The following is a 13,890-nucleotide window of genomic DNA, read 5'->3' on the forward strand; positions in this document are numbered from 1 at the left end:
TTCCTCGCCTCGCGCGAGGCGAGCAGCGCGCAGCGGCGTGTGTGCATCAATGCTTCTTCTCGTTCTTGCACTCGCATCCTCCGTACCGTTCCACGCTCGCGAGGGTTGGCGGATTGCTGAAGTACGTCGCGTCATACCCGCCCGTGATGAGGACCGAGCCGTCTTGCAGGGTCGTCGCGGTGTGGAAGCCCCTCTGGATCGGCTCGTCGATCGCGGTCCAGCTGCCGTTCGCCTCCTTGTAGATCTCGGCGCCGTCGCTGCCGACGGCCATCACGCGGCCGTGGGACATGGGCGCGACGGCGGAAGCCCACGTGTGGAGGAAGTTCGGCGGCGCGGTCAACGTCCACGTGTCGTTCGCGGGATCGTAGATCTCGGCGGTCTCCCCGGCGTCGACGAGGATCTCGATTTCCTCCTCGGTGCCGCCGTAGATCCTGCCGCCGCCGCCCACCACCAGCACGCGCCCGCTCGGCAGCAGCGTGGCCGTGTGCTGCATGCGGGGCAGGTTCGTCGGCGCCGCCGCCGCCCAGGCGCCCGTGGCCGGATCGTAGATCTCCACGCTGGTGCGGCCCTGGGGCATCTCGTTGCCGTTCAACGTGTAGCCGCCGACGACGAGCACGCGCCCGTCCTGGAGCAGCGTCGACGTATGAAGGTAGCGGGTCACCGACATTGACGCTGCGCTGGACCATGTGTTCGTGGCGGGGTCGTAGAGCACGGCCTCCTTGAGGCTCCTGTCGTCGTCGCTGCCGCCCGTGCGCAACACCCGCCCGTCCGGCAGGAGGGTGAGCGCGGTATAAGCGAACTCCCAACCACGGGCCGCCTCGCCGGGCGTGAGCGGGACGCTCGCCGTCGTGCCCGTGCTCGGATCGTAGACAAGCCCGCCTGGGCTGAAGAGCACCCTGCCGTCCTGGAGGAGCGCCGCGCCAACGGGGGACATGGGGTAGGGCAGCGTGTCACCGGTCGTCCACGTGTCAGCGGCGGGATTGTAGAAATCGACCGTCGTGGGGTAGGGATAATCGCCGCTGCCGCCGGCGACCAACACCTGGCCGTCCGGCATGAGCAGGGCGATGTGCCGCTCTCGCGCCACCGGCAGCGGTGCCACCGAGGACCACTCCGCGTGGACGCCGACGTGGCGGCGGCACTTCTTCTTTTTGGCGTGGTGGTGGGCCAATGGCGCCGAGTTCACCTCCAGCGCCCCCTCCGCGAGCGCATCCGAGGCGAGGGGTTCAGGCTCCGCCCCAGCACCGCAGCCTGCGATCGCGAGCACGGCGAGGGAAAGGAAGGGGACCAGACGACGATGATGGCGACGACCGATGGTGGACATGTAGGACCTCGTCAGGAGCTGGAGGAGTGGCAGCCGTCCCGTGCTGGGGACGCGCCATGGAGCGCAACAGAAGACCATACCAGATGGTCGTTAAGCTGGAACGGGGCGCGTCCCGCAGCGCGCTTGACCGGGCGAGCGCTTTGACGGTTCGTATGCTCCGCGATGCGGAGAGTGGACTCTGTACCCCGCTCGCGGGGACCCTCTCCCCCCGCTACGCGCCATAGGCGTTAACCAAGCTTCGCGCCGCGTTCTCCTACATCGAACGTCTACGTGGTCGTAATCGTGGTCGTGGTCGTGGTCGTAATCGTGGTCGTGGTCGTAATCGTGGTCGTGGTCGTGGTCGTGGTCGTCAACGGTTGGCCGTGGACGACCACGACCACGACCACGACCACGTAAACGTTCACGTAAACGTTCACGTAAACGTTCACGTAAACGTTCACGTAAACGTTCACGTAAACGTTCACGTAAACGTTCACGTTCACGCTGGTGATCGATGGGGGGCGGGCTTCGATGACCGAACGAGCTTGGTCAACGCCTATGCCCGCTAAACCCCTACCACCGCCCTCTCCATCGCCCCTCGCGCGCTCGCCACGGCCGCAAACCGCGGCCCCAGGTACTCCGCCACCCGCACGTGCTGGCTGAACACCACATTGAACCGGATATGCGGATCGCCCGCCCCATCCGCCATGAACGTCGCCCCGCGCGCCAGCAGGATCTTGTTGAGGTACGCGTCCTGCACCAGCTCGTCGACGTCCACCCCGCGCGGCGCCGCGCCCCAGAGGAACAGCCCGCCTTCACCCGGGTGGTCCAGCAGCACGCCGGCGTCGCGCAGCCGGCGCGCCGCTGCGTTCCGTGCCGCGCCGAGCTTCTGCTGCAGCCGATCGATGTGCTTGCGCCACCTGCCGGCCGACAGCACCTCCAGGAGCACGAGCTCGTTCAGCGCGCCGGTCGTCAGCACCGAATAGATCTTCTCGCGCAAGAGGGGCTTCAGCCGCCCTGGCTCGGCCGCGATGTAGCCGAGGCGCAGCGCCGGGCTCAGCGCCTTGCAGAAGCTGGAGTAATAGATGACCCCGTCCAGCCCCGAGAGCTGCGCCAGCCGCGTGGGATGCCCGGGGTGGAAGTGACCGTGCACGTCGTCCTCGGCGATGAGGACACCGTGCTGGTGCGCGATCGTCAGCACGCGGTGCAGGTTGGCGGCGCTCGAGCCCCAGCCGGTCGGGTTGTGCAGCACGCTCTGGAGGAACATGAGCTTGGGCCGGTGCTCGCGGCACGCAGCCTCCAGCGCCCCCGGATCCACGCCGTCCGGCGTTCGCGCCACCGGGACGAGGCGGTAGCCCGCCTGCCGCAGGCGGCCGAACAACAGGAAATAGCCCGGGTTTTCCACCAGCACCGCGTCGCCTGGCTGGAGGTAGGCCCGGCAGATCAGGTCGATCGCATGGGTGCCGCCCCAGGTCGTGAGCACGCGGCCCGCGTCGGCCGCGAGGCCCTGGGAGCGCATCAGCATCGCGATGCGCTCCCGCAGCTCGGGTAGCCCCTGCGGCGGACAGCGCGCCGCCATGCCGGCGTCGTTGCGGGCGAGCGCGCGCTGGAGAACCGTCGCAGGGATGGCGTCGCTCAGCCAGCTCGCCGGCAGCGCGCCGCTGCTGGCCAGCAGCACGCCGGCGCGCTGGTCGTTGGACTGCTGCGCCAGCCACACCGGCTCCTGCTCCTCGCCGGCCTCCAGCCACGCCTCGCTGGGCATGGCCGAGGCCGCCTCGCACACGAAGAACCCGGCCGTGCCTCGCGACTCGAGAAGCCCGGCCGCCACCAGCCGATCGTAGGCCGTCACCACGGTGTTGGGGCTCACGCCGAGCTGCGCCGCCAGCTGGCGGATCGACGTCAGCCGCGCGCCGGGCGGCAGCTGCGCGCCCTCGATCAGCGCGCGCAGCCGCGCCTCGATCTGGTCGGCCAGGGGAACGGCGGAGTCGCGGTCGAGCGAGAACATGGGTCAACGCAGGAACAGGAGCGCCAGCACCGCCAGCGCGCCGGCCATGATGCCATTGAACAGCCTGTGCCGTCGCGCATCGGTCAGAAATCGCCGGATCGCCACGCCGAACAGCGCCCACGCCGAGGTGCACGGAAAGGTGATGGCGAGGCTGACGACGGACACGAGCAGGGCGCCGCTCGCCACGCCCATGCCCGACGGCATGAACACCGAGGCCACCGTGATCGCCTTGACCCAGCTCTTCGGGTTGACGGCCTGGAACAGCGCCCCCTGCGCGAACGACAGCGGCCGCGGCACCTCGGCGCCCTTGACCGCGGCGCCGCCGGTCAGCTTCCACGCCAGCACCAGCAGGTACAGCGCGCCGGTCACGCGCAGCACGCCGTGCAGCGCCGGGTAGGCGGCGAACAGCGCGCCGAGGCCCAGGCAGGCGACGAAGGTCTGGACCGCGCCGCCCACGCCGATGCCCAGGAGATGCGGCAGCGATCGGCGGTAGCCGAAGTTGGCGCCCGAGGCGGTGAGCATCATGTTGTTCGGCCCAGGGGTGCTCGACATCACGAAGCAATAGGTCAGAAGGGGCAGCAGCTCGGTCATCGCAGAACGCTCCGGTCGGGGATGGCCCGGAGCGTAAGGAGACGGTGCTCGCCGGTGAAGGCACAGGGGACGCGCCGCACGAAAGCACTGTGTCAGTCGCGCGACCGGTACAGCGAAGGGCCCGGCGCCCGGTGGTGGGGTACTTTGGCCGAAGGTGGGGTCTTTTGAACCGCCAAGGCGCCATGAGACGCCAAGAAAAACACAAAAATCTTGGCGTCTCATGGCGCCTTGGCGGTTCCATCCTTCGGGCAGGGTGGAGTAAGTACCCGACCACCCGGCGCCAGGGGTGCGCATCGGACGTGGACGCCGCCAGCGGCTGCGACGCGCCGGCGGACGCCATCGCGCCGGCCAGACTCCACGTTCCTGCTGGCGCGGAGACGGCTTGATCGCGTACCTGTACCCGTCGGAGCGGCACAGCCGGACGAGGCCCGTGGGCGCAGAGCAGACATGACCGACGAATCCGCGGCAGGCGCGCCCGACAAGGCGGCGTTCTTCCGGCCGGAGAACGAGCGGGAGGGCTCGCGCCGCGAGATCTCGAGCCCCACGGGGAAGTACAGGCTCGTGGTGTCGAGCTTCTCGACGGGACGTGGCACCTGGGACTACGCCCAGGGCGAGGTCTACAGGACCGCCTCTGCCGATCCCATCGCCGTCGTGCAGAGGAACTTCGACTGGTTCCCTTTCCTGTTCGTCGAGGCGCACCCGAACGGCCACGACTACCTGGTGTGCGGCGAGGACTACCAGGGCCAGACCGTGGTGGAGCTCGATACCGGGAGGCGCCGCGACCACCTGCCGGATGACGCGAAGGACGGGATCGCCTTCTGCTGGGCGGAGATGCGCTTCGAACCGTCGGCCGTGATGCTCGTCGTCGAAGGGTGCATCTGGGCGTGCCCGTACGAGTTTCGCTTCTTCGACTTCTCGGACCCGATGTCGGGATGGCCCGAGATCGAGGCGCCCGTGGTGAACGACCCGGAGGCGGCGGGCGCGTGACCCCCGTCTCTCCCTGCGCGCTCGTGCCTCCGGGGGTGTCAACCTCGCTTCATTTGGGAAAGTCCGTCGACTCCGCGACGGCGCGCCACGCGGCGAGCTCCTGCGCCACGAACGCGTTCTTCGCCTCGATCGCGGCGACGGTGTCGCTGCCGAGCGGGAGGCGGAGCGGGGGATTCTTCGCGCGGGAGAGCTCGACGACCACGCGCGCGAGCCGCTCCGGGTCGCCAGGCTGCTGGAGGCTGACCGTCTTCGCGTAGCTCCGGACCTTGCCCGCGGTGTCCGCATAATCGGCGATGACCTTGCCCGTCTCGACGACGGACTTCGCCTCCAGGAACTCCGTCCGGAAGTAGCCCGGCTCGATGACCGTCACCGCGATGCCGAGCGGCGCGAGCTCGGCGTGGAGCGCCTCCGAGAGCCCCTCGATCGCGAACTTCGTCGAGCAGTAAACGCCGAACCCGGCGCCCGACCGGTAGCCGCCGAGCGACGAGATGTTCAGGATCTGGCCGGCGCGCTGCTTCCGGAGCTGCGGGAGCGCGGCGCGCGTCACCGCGAGGAGGCCGAACACGTTCGTCTCGAAGACGCGCCGGACCTCGTCCCCCGAGGTCTCCTCGATCGCGCCCATGACGCCGTAACCGGCGTTGTTCACGAGGACGTCGATCCGGCCGAACCGAGCGATGGCCGCCTCGACCGCGGCGGCGACGGACGCCTCGTCCGTCACGTCGAGCGCGACGGGGAGGAGCGCCTCGGCCCGCCCGAAGCGGTCCGTGATGCTCTTCGGATCGCGCGCGGTGGCGACCACCCGATCTCCGGCGGCGAGCGCCGCCTTCGCGATCTCCGCGCCGATGCCGCGCGACGCGCCCGTGATGAACCACACCCGCTCGTGCTTGCTCGTTTCCATGGGGATCTCCTCTTCGTGGCCGGGGCGCTGCGCCCCTCACACGACGGAAGATGCAACATCCCGAGCATGAAGAAAATGCGCGAAGAGGTTGATGCTTTATGAACCTACGGTTCATGATCGAGCATGACCGACGCGCTCGACGGGCTCACGACGTTCCTCGCCGTGGCCGCCACAAGAGCTTCACCGCCGCGGCCGCCGCGCTCGGCGTCACCCCGACCGCCGTGAGCCAGAAGATCAAGCTCCTCGAGCGGCGGTGCGGCGTTGTGCTGTTCCAGCGGACCACGAGGCGCGTGGCGCTCACGGAGCCGGGCGAGAGCCTCTTTCAGCGCCTGCGGCCCGCGATCGCCGACGTCGAGGACGCGCTCGCCGCGCTCGGCGACTACCGAGGGCGCCCCTCCGGCAACCTCCGCATCACCGCGCCGCGCATCAGCGGCGCGTGGCTCGTCGCCCCGCTCGTGGCGCAGATGCGGGAGGCGTACCCGGAGCTGTCGATCGAGGTCTCGCTCGACGACGCCTTCGTCGATCTCGTGGCCTCCGGCTTCGACGCGGGCATCCGGCTCGGCGACTCGGTCGAGAAGGACATGGTGCGGGTTCCGATCTCGAACCACTCGTCGTGGTCGATCGTCGGCTCGCCGGCCTACCTCGCGAAGGCGGGGCGGCCGCGCGCGCCGGAGGACCTCGTGCGCCATCGCGCGATCCGCCAGCGCCTCCTCGCGAGCGGCGTCGTCTATCGCTGGGAGCTCGAACGCCGGGGCAAGACGATCACGGTCGACGTCCCCGGCGGCATCGTCACCGACGACATCGGGCTCATGGTCGCGCTCGCGTGCGCGGGGGCGGGCCTCGCGTACGTGCCGGACCAGGCCATCGAGCGCGACCTCTCCGATGGCCGGCTGGAGCGCGTGCTCGAGGCGTTCCTCACGAAGGGACCCGGCTTCTGCCTCTACTTTCCCGCGCGCACCCAGGAGCAGCCGAAGCTTCGCGCGCTGATCGAGACGGTCACGAGCTTCCGCGGGCAGGGGGCCAAGCCGCTCACTCGCACTCCCCGATGCTCCACAGACCGGGCGCCTCCACGTGGAGCGTGACGATCTCGTCCTCGTCGAACCCGAGCGCCTCTTGCACGCCCGTCGTGCGGTATCCAAGGAAGATCTGGTTGCCCCCGAGGTCAACGATCTGCTTGTGGGCGCGGCCGTGGATCTCGTGCTCCGCCACGGACGCGGTGATCGCGTTGCAGGCGAAGGGGACGTAGCTCACGTGCGCGAGCATGATCGGCCCGGAAACGTTGAAGTCCGTGACCGAGAGCCCTGTGAACTGCCCGTCCGCGTCGTCGCTGCTCGGGTCGGTGAGCGGCGTGAAGGTCCGGCCCCCCTCGTCGTTGTAGAGGTTGGCGAGGGAGCTCGGTGAGCTGGGGTTGTTCGCCATGACCGCGATCTTCCCTGCGCCCGCCTTCCTGGCCTCGTCGACGCGGTAGATCGCCACGCCGCCGGAGACGTCATCGAAGTCGAACCAGCGCTGCAGGCCGCGGTCGTACCCCTCGTTCTGGCGGTTGTCGATGAGGAAGTACTGGTCCGGATCCGAGGTCTCGAACTTGTAAATCGTCGGCTCGACGCCCTGTCCGAGGAACTCCGCGCCGGCCGTCCGGACGATGGCAATGTCCTGTGGCGGGGCCCCGGGCTCGATCACCGTCGGCGCCAGGAATCCGGCCCGGATCCGGCTCCAGGCGCCCATCGCCACGGGCATCGAGCCCGCGGGCGAGCCGCTCGTACTCCCCCAGCTCCCGCTCGCCATCACGCACCATGACCCGAGCGGGGTCGGGCCCTTGTAGAGATCCGGGAGGCCGACCGCCGCGTGCCCGAGCTCGTGGACGATGACACCCACCGTGGCCGGCATCGTGGTGGGCGCGCCGCCGACGGAGTGGACCTGCCGTTCGCCGAGCGCGGCATAGCCGGTGAGGACCTTCCCGTCGAGGGTGATCGGGTCCTCGAAGCCCTTCGCATGGGCCCAGATGGATGGCGTCTTGCTCGTGTTCGCGGTCTCGTAGCCGGCCACGATGAAGACCACGTTGAGCTCGTCGCCGCGGACCTTGCCGTCTGCATTGGTGTCGTAGGAGGCGAAGTTGACGTAGGGATCCGCCATCACCAGCGCCTCCTTCAGGTAGAGCTGAAGGAGGGAGAAATCCTTCTTGCTGTTGGGGTGCGCGAACGGGAGCTTGATCCGGACGATGCCGTCGTTGGCGGTGCCCTGGGTCTCCTTCGCGCGGGTGAAGGAGAATTTCCCGCGCGACATGTCGGCATAGTAATGGTTCACCGAGCCCGGGAGGCCCCCGTACATCGTCTGTTTCCAGTACGCGATGTCGGTGGTGAAGCTGCCGGTGAACGCGCCTGGCGTGGCGAGCCCGCCCCCCTGGGTGAACTCCAGCAGGATGGTGAGCAGGGGGCGCCGGATCCCGGTGATCACCGTCGGAGCCGCCGCGAACGAGAGCGCGCCCCGGGAACGCGAGATCGCCGCCTCCCACAAGGTATCGAGCGCCTCGTCGTCGATGCGCTGGAGCAGCGCCGGATCCACGGGGCCGCCGTGCCCGCGGAGATCGCGGACCAGCACCCCGGAGGGGACGAGTTTGAGGGCGCCGCGCGCGTCCGATCCGAGCTCCGCGACCTCGTAGTCGCCCGAGAGGTCGTTGAGCACGACGGCGGTGCCGTCCGCCATCCGGAGGTAGTCGAAGTGCTCGTCGCCGATCACCTCGGCGCGGAAGGTCGCGCCGGTCGGGTCGAGCCGGATCTCGCGCAGCCCGGGCTCGGCGCTCACCGCGGCCGCAGGGCGGCTCGCCGAGACGGCGCTCGCCAGCGCGGCGAGCGCGACGAGCCCGAGCCGCCCTCCGCGCCGCGCGCCGGCGATCTCCTGGTGCTCCACGTGGCCTGTGCTGCTGTTCCGAGACGTCATGTCCGTGTCCTCCTCGATCCGCGTTTCGCCGCGTTCGAGGGGCGCATCGCAACGCATGTGCCGGCCTCGGTCTGCTGCACGAATCGGCGCGTTTCGAGGCTGATCCGCGCGTCTTCGGTCAGCGCTGCGCCCCGCGCCGACACGCCGCCGGGACAGCTGTCGCGCGCGCGCGACGGATGCTGTCGCGGCGGCGTGACAGCGGTCCTGCAGGCGCGCCGGCGGCGCGCTGCAGGCGCCGCTGCGGCCCCGCGCGCGCGCCGGTTCCCGGTTGACGCGGCCCCCTCCAGGGGCACCATGGCGATCATGGGCGACGATTCCGGGGAGGCCTGCACGCTCACGAGCTTCGATCAGGGGCGCTCTCTCCGGCTCCCGGCCGTCTCGGTGACCGTCGCCCTCCCGGACCGGCGCACGCTCACGACGCCGCTCGATCTGCGTCCCCTCCTCGTCGGCGCGGGCGCGGACTGCGATCTGGTCCTCGCCGATCCACGCGCGTCGCGCCGGCACTGCGAGATCCGGTTGACCGAGCAGGGGGTGCTCCTGCGCGATCTGGGCAGCAAGAATGGCACGCTGATCCGCGACGTCCGGATCCGCGAGGCCTTCCTCCCGCCGGGCGTCCCCGCCACGGTCGGCGGCTCCGAGATCGTCGTCGGCGCTGCGGGCCCCGCGGCTGTCTTGCCGCTCTCCGCCGCGGACGCGTTCGGCGAGGCCGCGGGGCGGAGCCTCCCCATGCGCGCGCTGTTCGCCCGGCTGGAGCGCGCGGCCCCGACCGACGAGACCCTGCTCCTGCTGGGCGAGTCCGGCACCGGCAAGGAGGTGCTTGCGCGGGCGATCCACGCGCAAAGCCGCCGCAAGGACGGCCCCTTCGTGGTCGTGGACTGCGGCGCCATCGCGCCGAACCTTGTGGAGAGCGAGCTCTTCGGCCACGCCCGGGGCGCGTTCACGGGCGCCGCGGCGGCGCGGCCGGGTCTGCTCGAGCAGGCGAGCCGGGGCACGCTCTTCATCGACGAGATCGGCGAGCTCCCGCTCGAGCTCCAGCCGAAGCTCCTCCGCGCCATCGAGGGGCGGCAGATCCGGCGGATCGGATCGAACGAGTGGCTCCCCTTCGATGCGCGGATCGTGGCGGCCACGCACCGGAACCTGCGCGCGAAGGCCCAGGACGGCTCGTTCCGGGCCGATCTCTACTTCCGGCTCTCGGTGGTGGACGTCCATGTCCCCGCCCTCCGGGAGCGCAAGGACGACATCCCGCTCCTGGTCGAGCGCTTCCTCGTCGCGCGGGATCCGCCGCGCGCGCTCGCCGACCTGCCGCCGGGCGCGCTCCCGCTGCTGGAGGCGTACGACTGGCCGGGGAACGTGCGCGAGCTCCGGAACACCGTCGCGCGGCTCGTCCTCTTCCCCGAGCTGTTCCACGAGATCATCGGCGCTGCGCCGGCGGCGCCGCAGGGGAGCTCCAGCGCGGAAGCGGCGCGCCCCGATCCCCAGGGCGCTGCGCCCTCCGGAGCGGCTTCGTCGGGCGCTGCGCCCTCCGGAGCGGGTTCGTCGGGCGCGGCGGCAGCAGGGCCCGGGGACGCGCGCCTCCGCAGGCTCCTCGAGCTGCCGCTGCCCGAAGCGCGGGAGGTCGTGCTGGAGGAGCTGGAGCGCGCCTACGTCACCGAGAAGCTCCGCCAGCACGGGGGCAACATCTCGCACGCGGCCGACGCGATGGGCGTCTCCCGCCAGCTCGTCCACCGGCTGATCCAGCGCCACGGCCTCCGCGCCAGATGATCCTGCCCGTGGACGGCGACGAGCCCCGCGTCGACGCCCCGCCGTGGCCGCGACGCGGCCGCGACGACGCGACCGTCACCGGCCCGGCCACCGCTGCCGCGCCCGGGGCCGCGCCCGCCGCGCCCGGGGCCGCTTCCGAGGCTTCGCCCGCTGCGTCGGAGGCCACGCCCGCCGCGCCCGACGCCACCTCCGATCTTGGCCTCGGCGAGGAGAGCCGGCGCTCCGCCGCCGCGCGCGAGTCCACGCCCGCCGCGCCCTCGCCGATACCGCCCTCGCTCCACGCGCGCTTCGAAGACTTCCACCTCCTCGGCCGCGGCGGCATGGGCGTCGTCTACCGGGCGCGGGACCTCCGGCTCCGCCGGCGCGTCGCCATCAAGCTCCTCTCGGCGGGCGCGCAGATCGACGGGAGCTTCCTGCGCGAGGCGCGCTCCCAGGCGCGGCTCCGCCACGAGAACGTCTGCGAGGTCCACGAGGCCGGCGTCGCCGATCACGTGCCCTTCCTCGTGATGCGCTGCATCGACGGCCCCTCGCTCCAGGACGCCCGCGGCGACCTGACCCTCGAGGAGAAGGTGCGCGTCGCCCGGGCCATCGCCGCCGCGCTCCACGAGGCGCACCGGCTCGGCCTCGTGCACCGCGACGTGAAGCCGAGCAACGTCATGCTGGAGCGGGGCACGGACGGCGCCTACCGCCCCTACCTCATGGACTTCGGCATCGCGCGCGAGGCGGGGGAGAGCGGGCCCACCCTGACCGGCGCCCTGCTTGGAACCCCCGCGTACATGGCGCCGGAGCAGGCCGCGGGGCGGGTGCACGCCCTCGATCGGCGGACCGACGTCTACGGCCTGGGCGCGACGCTCTACGCGCTGCTCGCCGGCCGCCCGCCGTTCACGGGGGGCGCCGTGATGGACGTGCTCCGCCAGGTGCTGGAGGCGGACGCGACGCCGCTGCGGACCCTGGACCGCGACATCCCCCAGGATCTCGAGGCGGTGGTGATGCGCTGCCTCGAGAAGCAGCCCGGCGCCCGCTACGAGTCGGCGCGCGCGCTCGGCGAGGACCTGCAGCGCTTCCTGGACGGCGATCCGGTGCTCGCGCGCCGCGCCTCCCTCGGCCGACGCCTGGCCCGGGCCGCGCGCCGGCACCGGGCGGCCGTCGCTGGCGTGGCCGCGCTGGTCGTCGCGGCGCTCACCGTCGCCGGCCTCTCCGTCCGGAGCCGGCGCGCCGCCGCGGAGCAGGCGGAGCTCGCGCGCGAGCTCGGCGAGACCGTGAAGGAGATGGAGCTCTTCCTCGTCGGCGCCCACGCGATGCCGCTCCACGACGTCGAGCGCGAGCGCGACGTGGTCCGCGCCCGGCTCAGGGCCGTGGAGGCCCGGATGGCGCAGGCGGGCGAGAGCGGCCGCGGCCCCGGGGAGTACGCGCTCGGCCGCGGCCTGCTGGCGCTCCAGGAGCCGGCCGCCGCCATCGAGCACCTCCGGGCGGCCGAGCAGGCGGGTTACCGATCGCCGGGGCTCGACTACGCCGCCGGCGCGGCGCTCTCCGAACTTTACCGCCGCGGCCTGGAGCAGGCCCGGCGCATCCGCAACCCGGCGCAGCGCGCGGCGCGCATCGCCGCGCTGGAGGCCGAGCTCAAGGCCCCGGCGGTCCTGCACCTCCGCGCGGCGCTCGGCGGCGCCGTCGATGCGCCCGCGTACGCCGAGGGGCTGCTCGCGCTCGCCGAGGGCAGGCACGAGGACGCGCTGGAGAAGGCCCGGGCCGCGTTCGCGGGGGCGCCGTGGCTCTACGCGGCGAAGAAGCTGGAGGGCGACGTGCTCTTCGCGATGGGGAGCCGCTACCGCCACGACGCCGCCTTCGATTTCGAGCGGATGAAGGGCCATTTCGACGGCGCCGCCGAGGCGTACCGGATCGCCGCCGACCACGGCCGATCCGACCCGTCGGTCCACGCCGGCGCGTGCGAGCTCTGGACCCAGACCATGAACGCCGCCGGCAAGCACGGCGCGTCGATGCGCCCGAGCTTCGAGCGGGCGCGGGAGGCCTGCGGGCGGGCGCTCGCGGCGAGCCCGCGGAGCGCCGAGGCGTACGTGAAGCTGGCCTGGGTCCACAGCTGCTTCGCCTGGTGGGTCGCGAGCGGGATGCAGGAGGGCGAGGACGCGGAGGCGGCCCTCGCCGAGGCGACCGCGCGCGCCGAGGAGGCGCTCGCCAGGAGCCCGGACGACGCCATGGCGCGGTACGTGGCCGCCTCGGTCTTCCGCGCGCGGGCCTACCACGCGGACCTGATCGGCCGCGACCAGGGCGAGGCCCTCGAGCGCGCCGTCCAGGGCTACGAGGCCGCGCTCCAGCGCGAGCCGGACTTCGCCTGGGCCCTCAACGAGCTCTGCGTCGTCCACGCCGAGCGCGGCCGCTACGAGTCCCTGCGCGGCCTCGACCCGAAGGGGTCGTTCGAGCGCGCCGAGGATCGCTGCGACCAGGTCCTGGCGCTCGATCCAGGGTTCGGCAGCGCGCGAACGTCGCGCCTGACCACCGGCTTCTACGAGGTCGAGCACCTCGTCCGCGCCGGCCGCTCTCCGGAGGAGGCGGTCCAGCGGGTGCACGCGGTGATCGAGGCGACGCGCCGGAGCGATCCTTCCTGGACCGGGGCTCCCTACTGGCGGCTCTGGCTGGATCACGCGCTGGCGATGCACGCGCTGGACGCGGGGGCCGATCCTGGCCCGGCGCTCGCGCGCGTCCAGGAGAGCGCGCGGGCGATGGCGCCGGGCGCGGCCGCCTATCCGGAGTCGCTGCGGGCGATGCTGGCGATGCTCGAGGCACGCGTGCGGCTCGCGCGGGTCGAGGACCCGGCGGCCGCGCTCCAGGTGGCGCGCGAGACGCTGGATCGCAGGCTCGTCGAGGCGCCCTGGGACGTGTCGGACCGGGCGCAGCGCGCCGAGGCGGAGCTCCTCGCCTTCCGGTGGAGCGCGCAGCGGGGCCGTCCGGACGCGGCGCTGCTCGACGCGGCGCTCGTCCCGCTCCGGCCCGTGCTGCTCGGCGAGCCGCGCGCCGATCCGCGGATCTACGCGCTGCTGGCCGAGATCCACGAGGCCCGCGCCGCCCTGCGGGCGGGCCGCGGGCAGGACGCCGCGGCCGAGATCGACGAGGGGCTCCGGCACGCGGGCGCGGCGCTCGATCTGAACCCGCGCTTCGACAGGGCGCTCGTGGCCCAGGGCGGGCTCTTTCGCCTGCGCGCCGCGGCGGCGCCCGGCGTGGCCGCCCGGAGAGAGGCCACGCTGCGGGAAGTCGAGGCCCTGGAGGCGGCGATCCAGGCGAACCCGCTGCGCGCCCGGACCGTGGGCGCGCGCCTCGTCGAGGCGCGGCGGCACGCGGGCGAGGGGCCTGACACGGTTGCGCGCTGAGGAGTGAGCTGCGCCAGCGGAGCGTTGCGGC

At 72.1% G+C, this 13,890-nt stretch carries 10 protein-coding genes; 4 read left to right on the forward strand and 6 right to left on the reverse strand.

Annotation, left to right across the window (positions count from 1 at the left end):
* Positions 1-46: 46 nt before the first annotated feature.
* The 4 genes from POL72_RS26875 to POL72_RS26890 all read right to left on the reverse strand — a co-directional run bounded on the left by POL72_RS26875 (position 47) and on the right by POL72_RS26890 (position 3,896).
* Entirely contained in the window at positions 47-1,321 is a 1,275-nt protein-coding gene (locus POL72_RS26875) for a Kelch repeat-containing protein (protein WP_272098461.1), read from the reverse strand.
* A gap of 266 nt (positions 1,322-1,587) precedes the next feature.
* Positions 1,588-1,803 (reverse strand): hypothetical protein, encoded by a 216-nt coding sequence (locus tag POL72_RS26880; protein WP_272098463.1) that lies wholly within the window; start codon positions 1,801-1,803, stop codon positions 1,588-1,590.
* A gap of 62 nt (positions 1,804-1,865) precedes the next feature.
* Positions 1,866-3,305, reverse strand: coding sequence for an aminotransferase-like domain-containing protein (locus POL72_RS26885; RefSeq protein ID WP_272098465.1), 1,440 nt, complete (start codon positions 3,303-3,305; stop codon positions 1,866-1,868).
* Between the two features lie 3 nt (positions 3,306-3,308).
* Complete coding sequence (locus POL72_RS26890) at positions 3,309-3,896, reverse strand: LysE family translocator (protein WP_272098467.1); 588 nt, start codon at positions 3,894-3,896, stop codon at positions 3,309-3,311.
* Positions 3,897-4,343: 447 nt separating this feature from the next.
* Here POL72_RS26890 and POL72_RS26895 point away from each other — a divergent pair, with 447 nt between their 5' ends.
* On the forward strand, positions 4,344-4,883 hold the full coding sequence (locus tag POL72_RS26895; RefSeq protein ID WP_272098469.1) for a hypothetical protein: 540 nt from the start codon (positions 4,344-4,346) through the stop codon (positions 4,881-4,883).
* Positions 4,884-4,932: 49 nt separating this feature from the next.
* Here POL72_RS26895 and POL72_RS26900 read toward each other — a convergent pair whose 3' ends face one another.
* Positions 4,933-5,781, reverse strand: coding sequence for an oxidoreductase (locus POL72_RS26900; RefSeq protein ID WP_272098471.1), 849 nt, complete (start codon positions 5,779-5,781; stop codon positions 4,933-4,935).
* 98 nt (positions 5,782-5,879) lie between these two features.
* Here POL72_RS26900 and POL72_RS26905 point away from each other — a divergent pair, with 98 nt between their 5' ends.
* Positions 5,880-6,863, forward strand: coding sequence for a LysR substrate-binding domain-containing protein (locus POL72_RS26905; protein WP_272098472.1), 984 nt, complete (start codon positions 5,880-5,882; stop codon positions 6,861-6,863).
* Here the strand turns inward: POL72_RS26905 and POL72_RS26910 are convergent.
* Entirely contained in the window at positions 6,811-8,718 is a 1,908-nt protein-coding gene (locus tag POL72_RS26910) for a M6 family metalloprotease domain-containing protein (RefSeq protein WP_272098474.1), read from the reverse strand. The genes POL72_RS26905 and POL72_RS26910 overlap by 53 nt on opposite strands.
* A gap of 303 nt (positions 8,719-9,021) precedes the next feature.
* On the opposite strand from POL72_RS26910, the gene POL72_RS26915 reads away from it, so the two are divergent.
* Together POL72_RS26915 and POL72_RS26920 are read left to right on the forward strand one after the other, a co-directional pair.
* Positions 9,022-10,479: a sigma 54-interacting transcriptional regulator gene (locus POL72_RS26915; RefSeq protein ID WP_272098476.1), complete on the forward strand. Its 1,458-nt coding sequence runs from the start codon at positions 9,022-9,024 to the stop codon at positions 10,477-10,479.
* 8 nt (positions 10,480-10,487) lie between these two features.
* Entirely contained in the window at positions 10,488-13,859 is a 3,372-nt protein-coding gene (locus POL72_RS26920; protein WP_272098478.1) for a serine/threonine-protein kinase, read from the forward strand.
* The last annotated feature ends 31 nt before the right edge of the window (positions 13,860-13,890 follow it).

The organism is Sorangium aterium, assembly GCF_028368935.1.
GTDB classification, from domain to species: domain Bacteria; phylum Myxococcota_A; class Polyangia; order Polyangiales; family Polyangiaceae; genus Sorangium; species Sorangium atrum.

Coding starts and splice junctions, on each gene's coding strand:
- POL72_RS26875 (WP_272098461.1), bottom strand. CDS start 1,321: ATGTCCACCATCGGTCGTCGCCATCATCGTCGTCTGGTCCCCTTCCTT.
- POL72_RS26885 (WP_272098465.1), bottom strand. CDS start 3,305: ATGTTCTCGCTCGACCGCGACTCCGCCGTTCCCCTGGCCGACCAGATC.
- POL72_RS26890 (WP_272098467.1), bottom strand. CDS start 3,896: ATGACCGAGCTGCTGCCCCTTCTGACCTATTGCTTCGTGATGTCGAGC.
- POL72_RS26895 (WP_272098469.1), top strand. CDS start 4,344: ATGACCGACGAATCCGCGGCAGGCGCGCCCGACAAGGCGGCGTTCTTC.
- POL72_RS26900 (WP_272098471.1), bottom strand. CDS start 5,781: ATGGAAACGAGCAAGCACGAGCGGGTGTGGTTCATCACGGGCGCGTCG.
- POL72_RS26905 (WP_272098472.1), top strand. CDS start 5,880: ATGAACCTACGGTTCATGATCGAGCATGACCGACGCGCTCGACGGGCT.
- POL72_RS26910 (WP_272098474.1), bottom strand. CDS start 8,718: ATGACGTCTCGGAACAGCAGCACAGGCCACGTGGAGCACCAGGAGATC.
- POL72_RS26915 (WP_272098476.1), top strand. CDS start 9,022: ATGGGCGACGATTCCGGGGAGGCCTGCACGCTCACGAGCTTCGATCAG.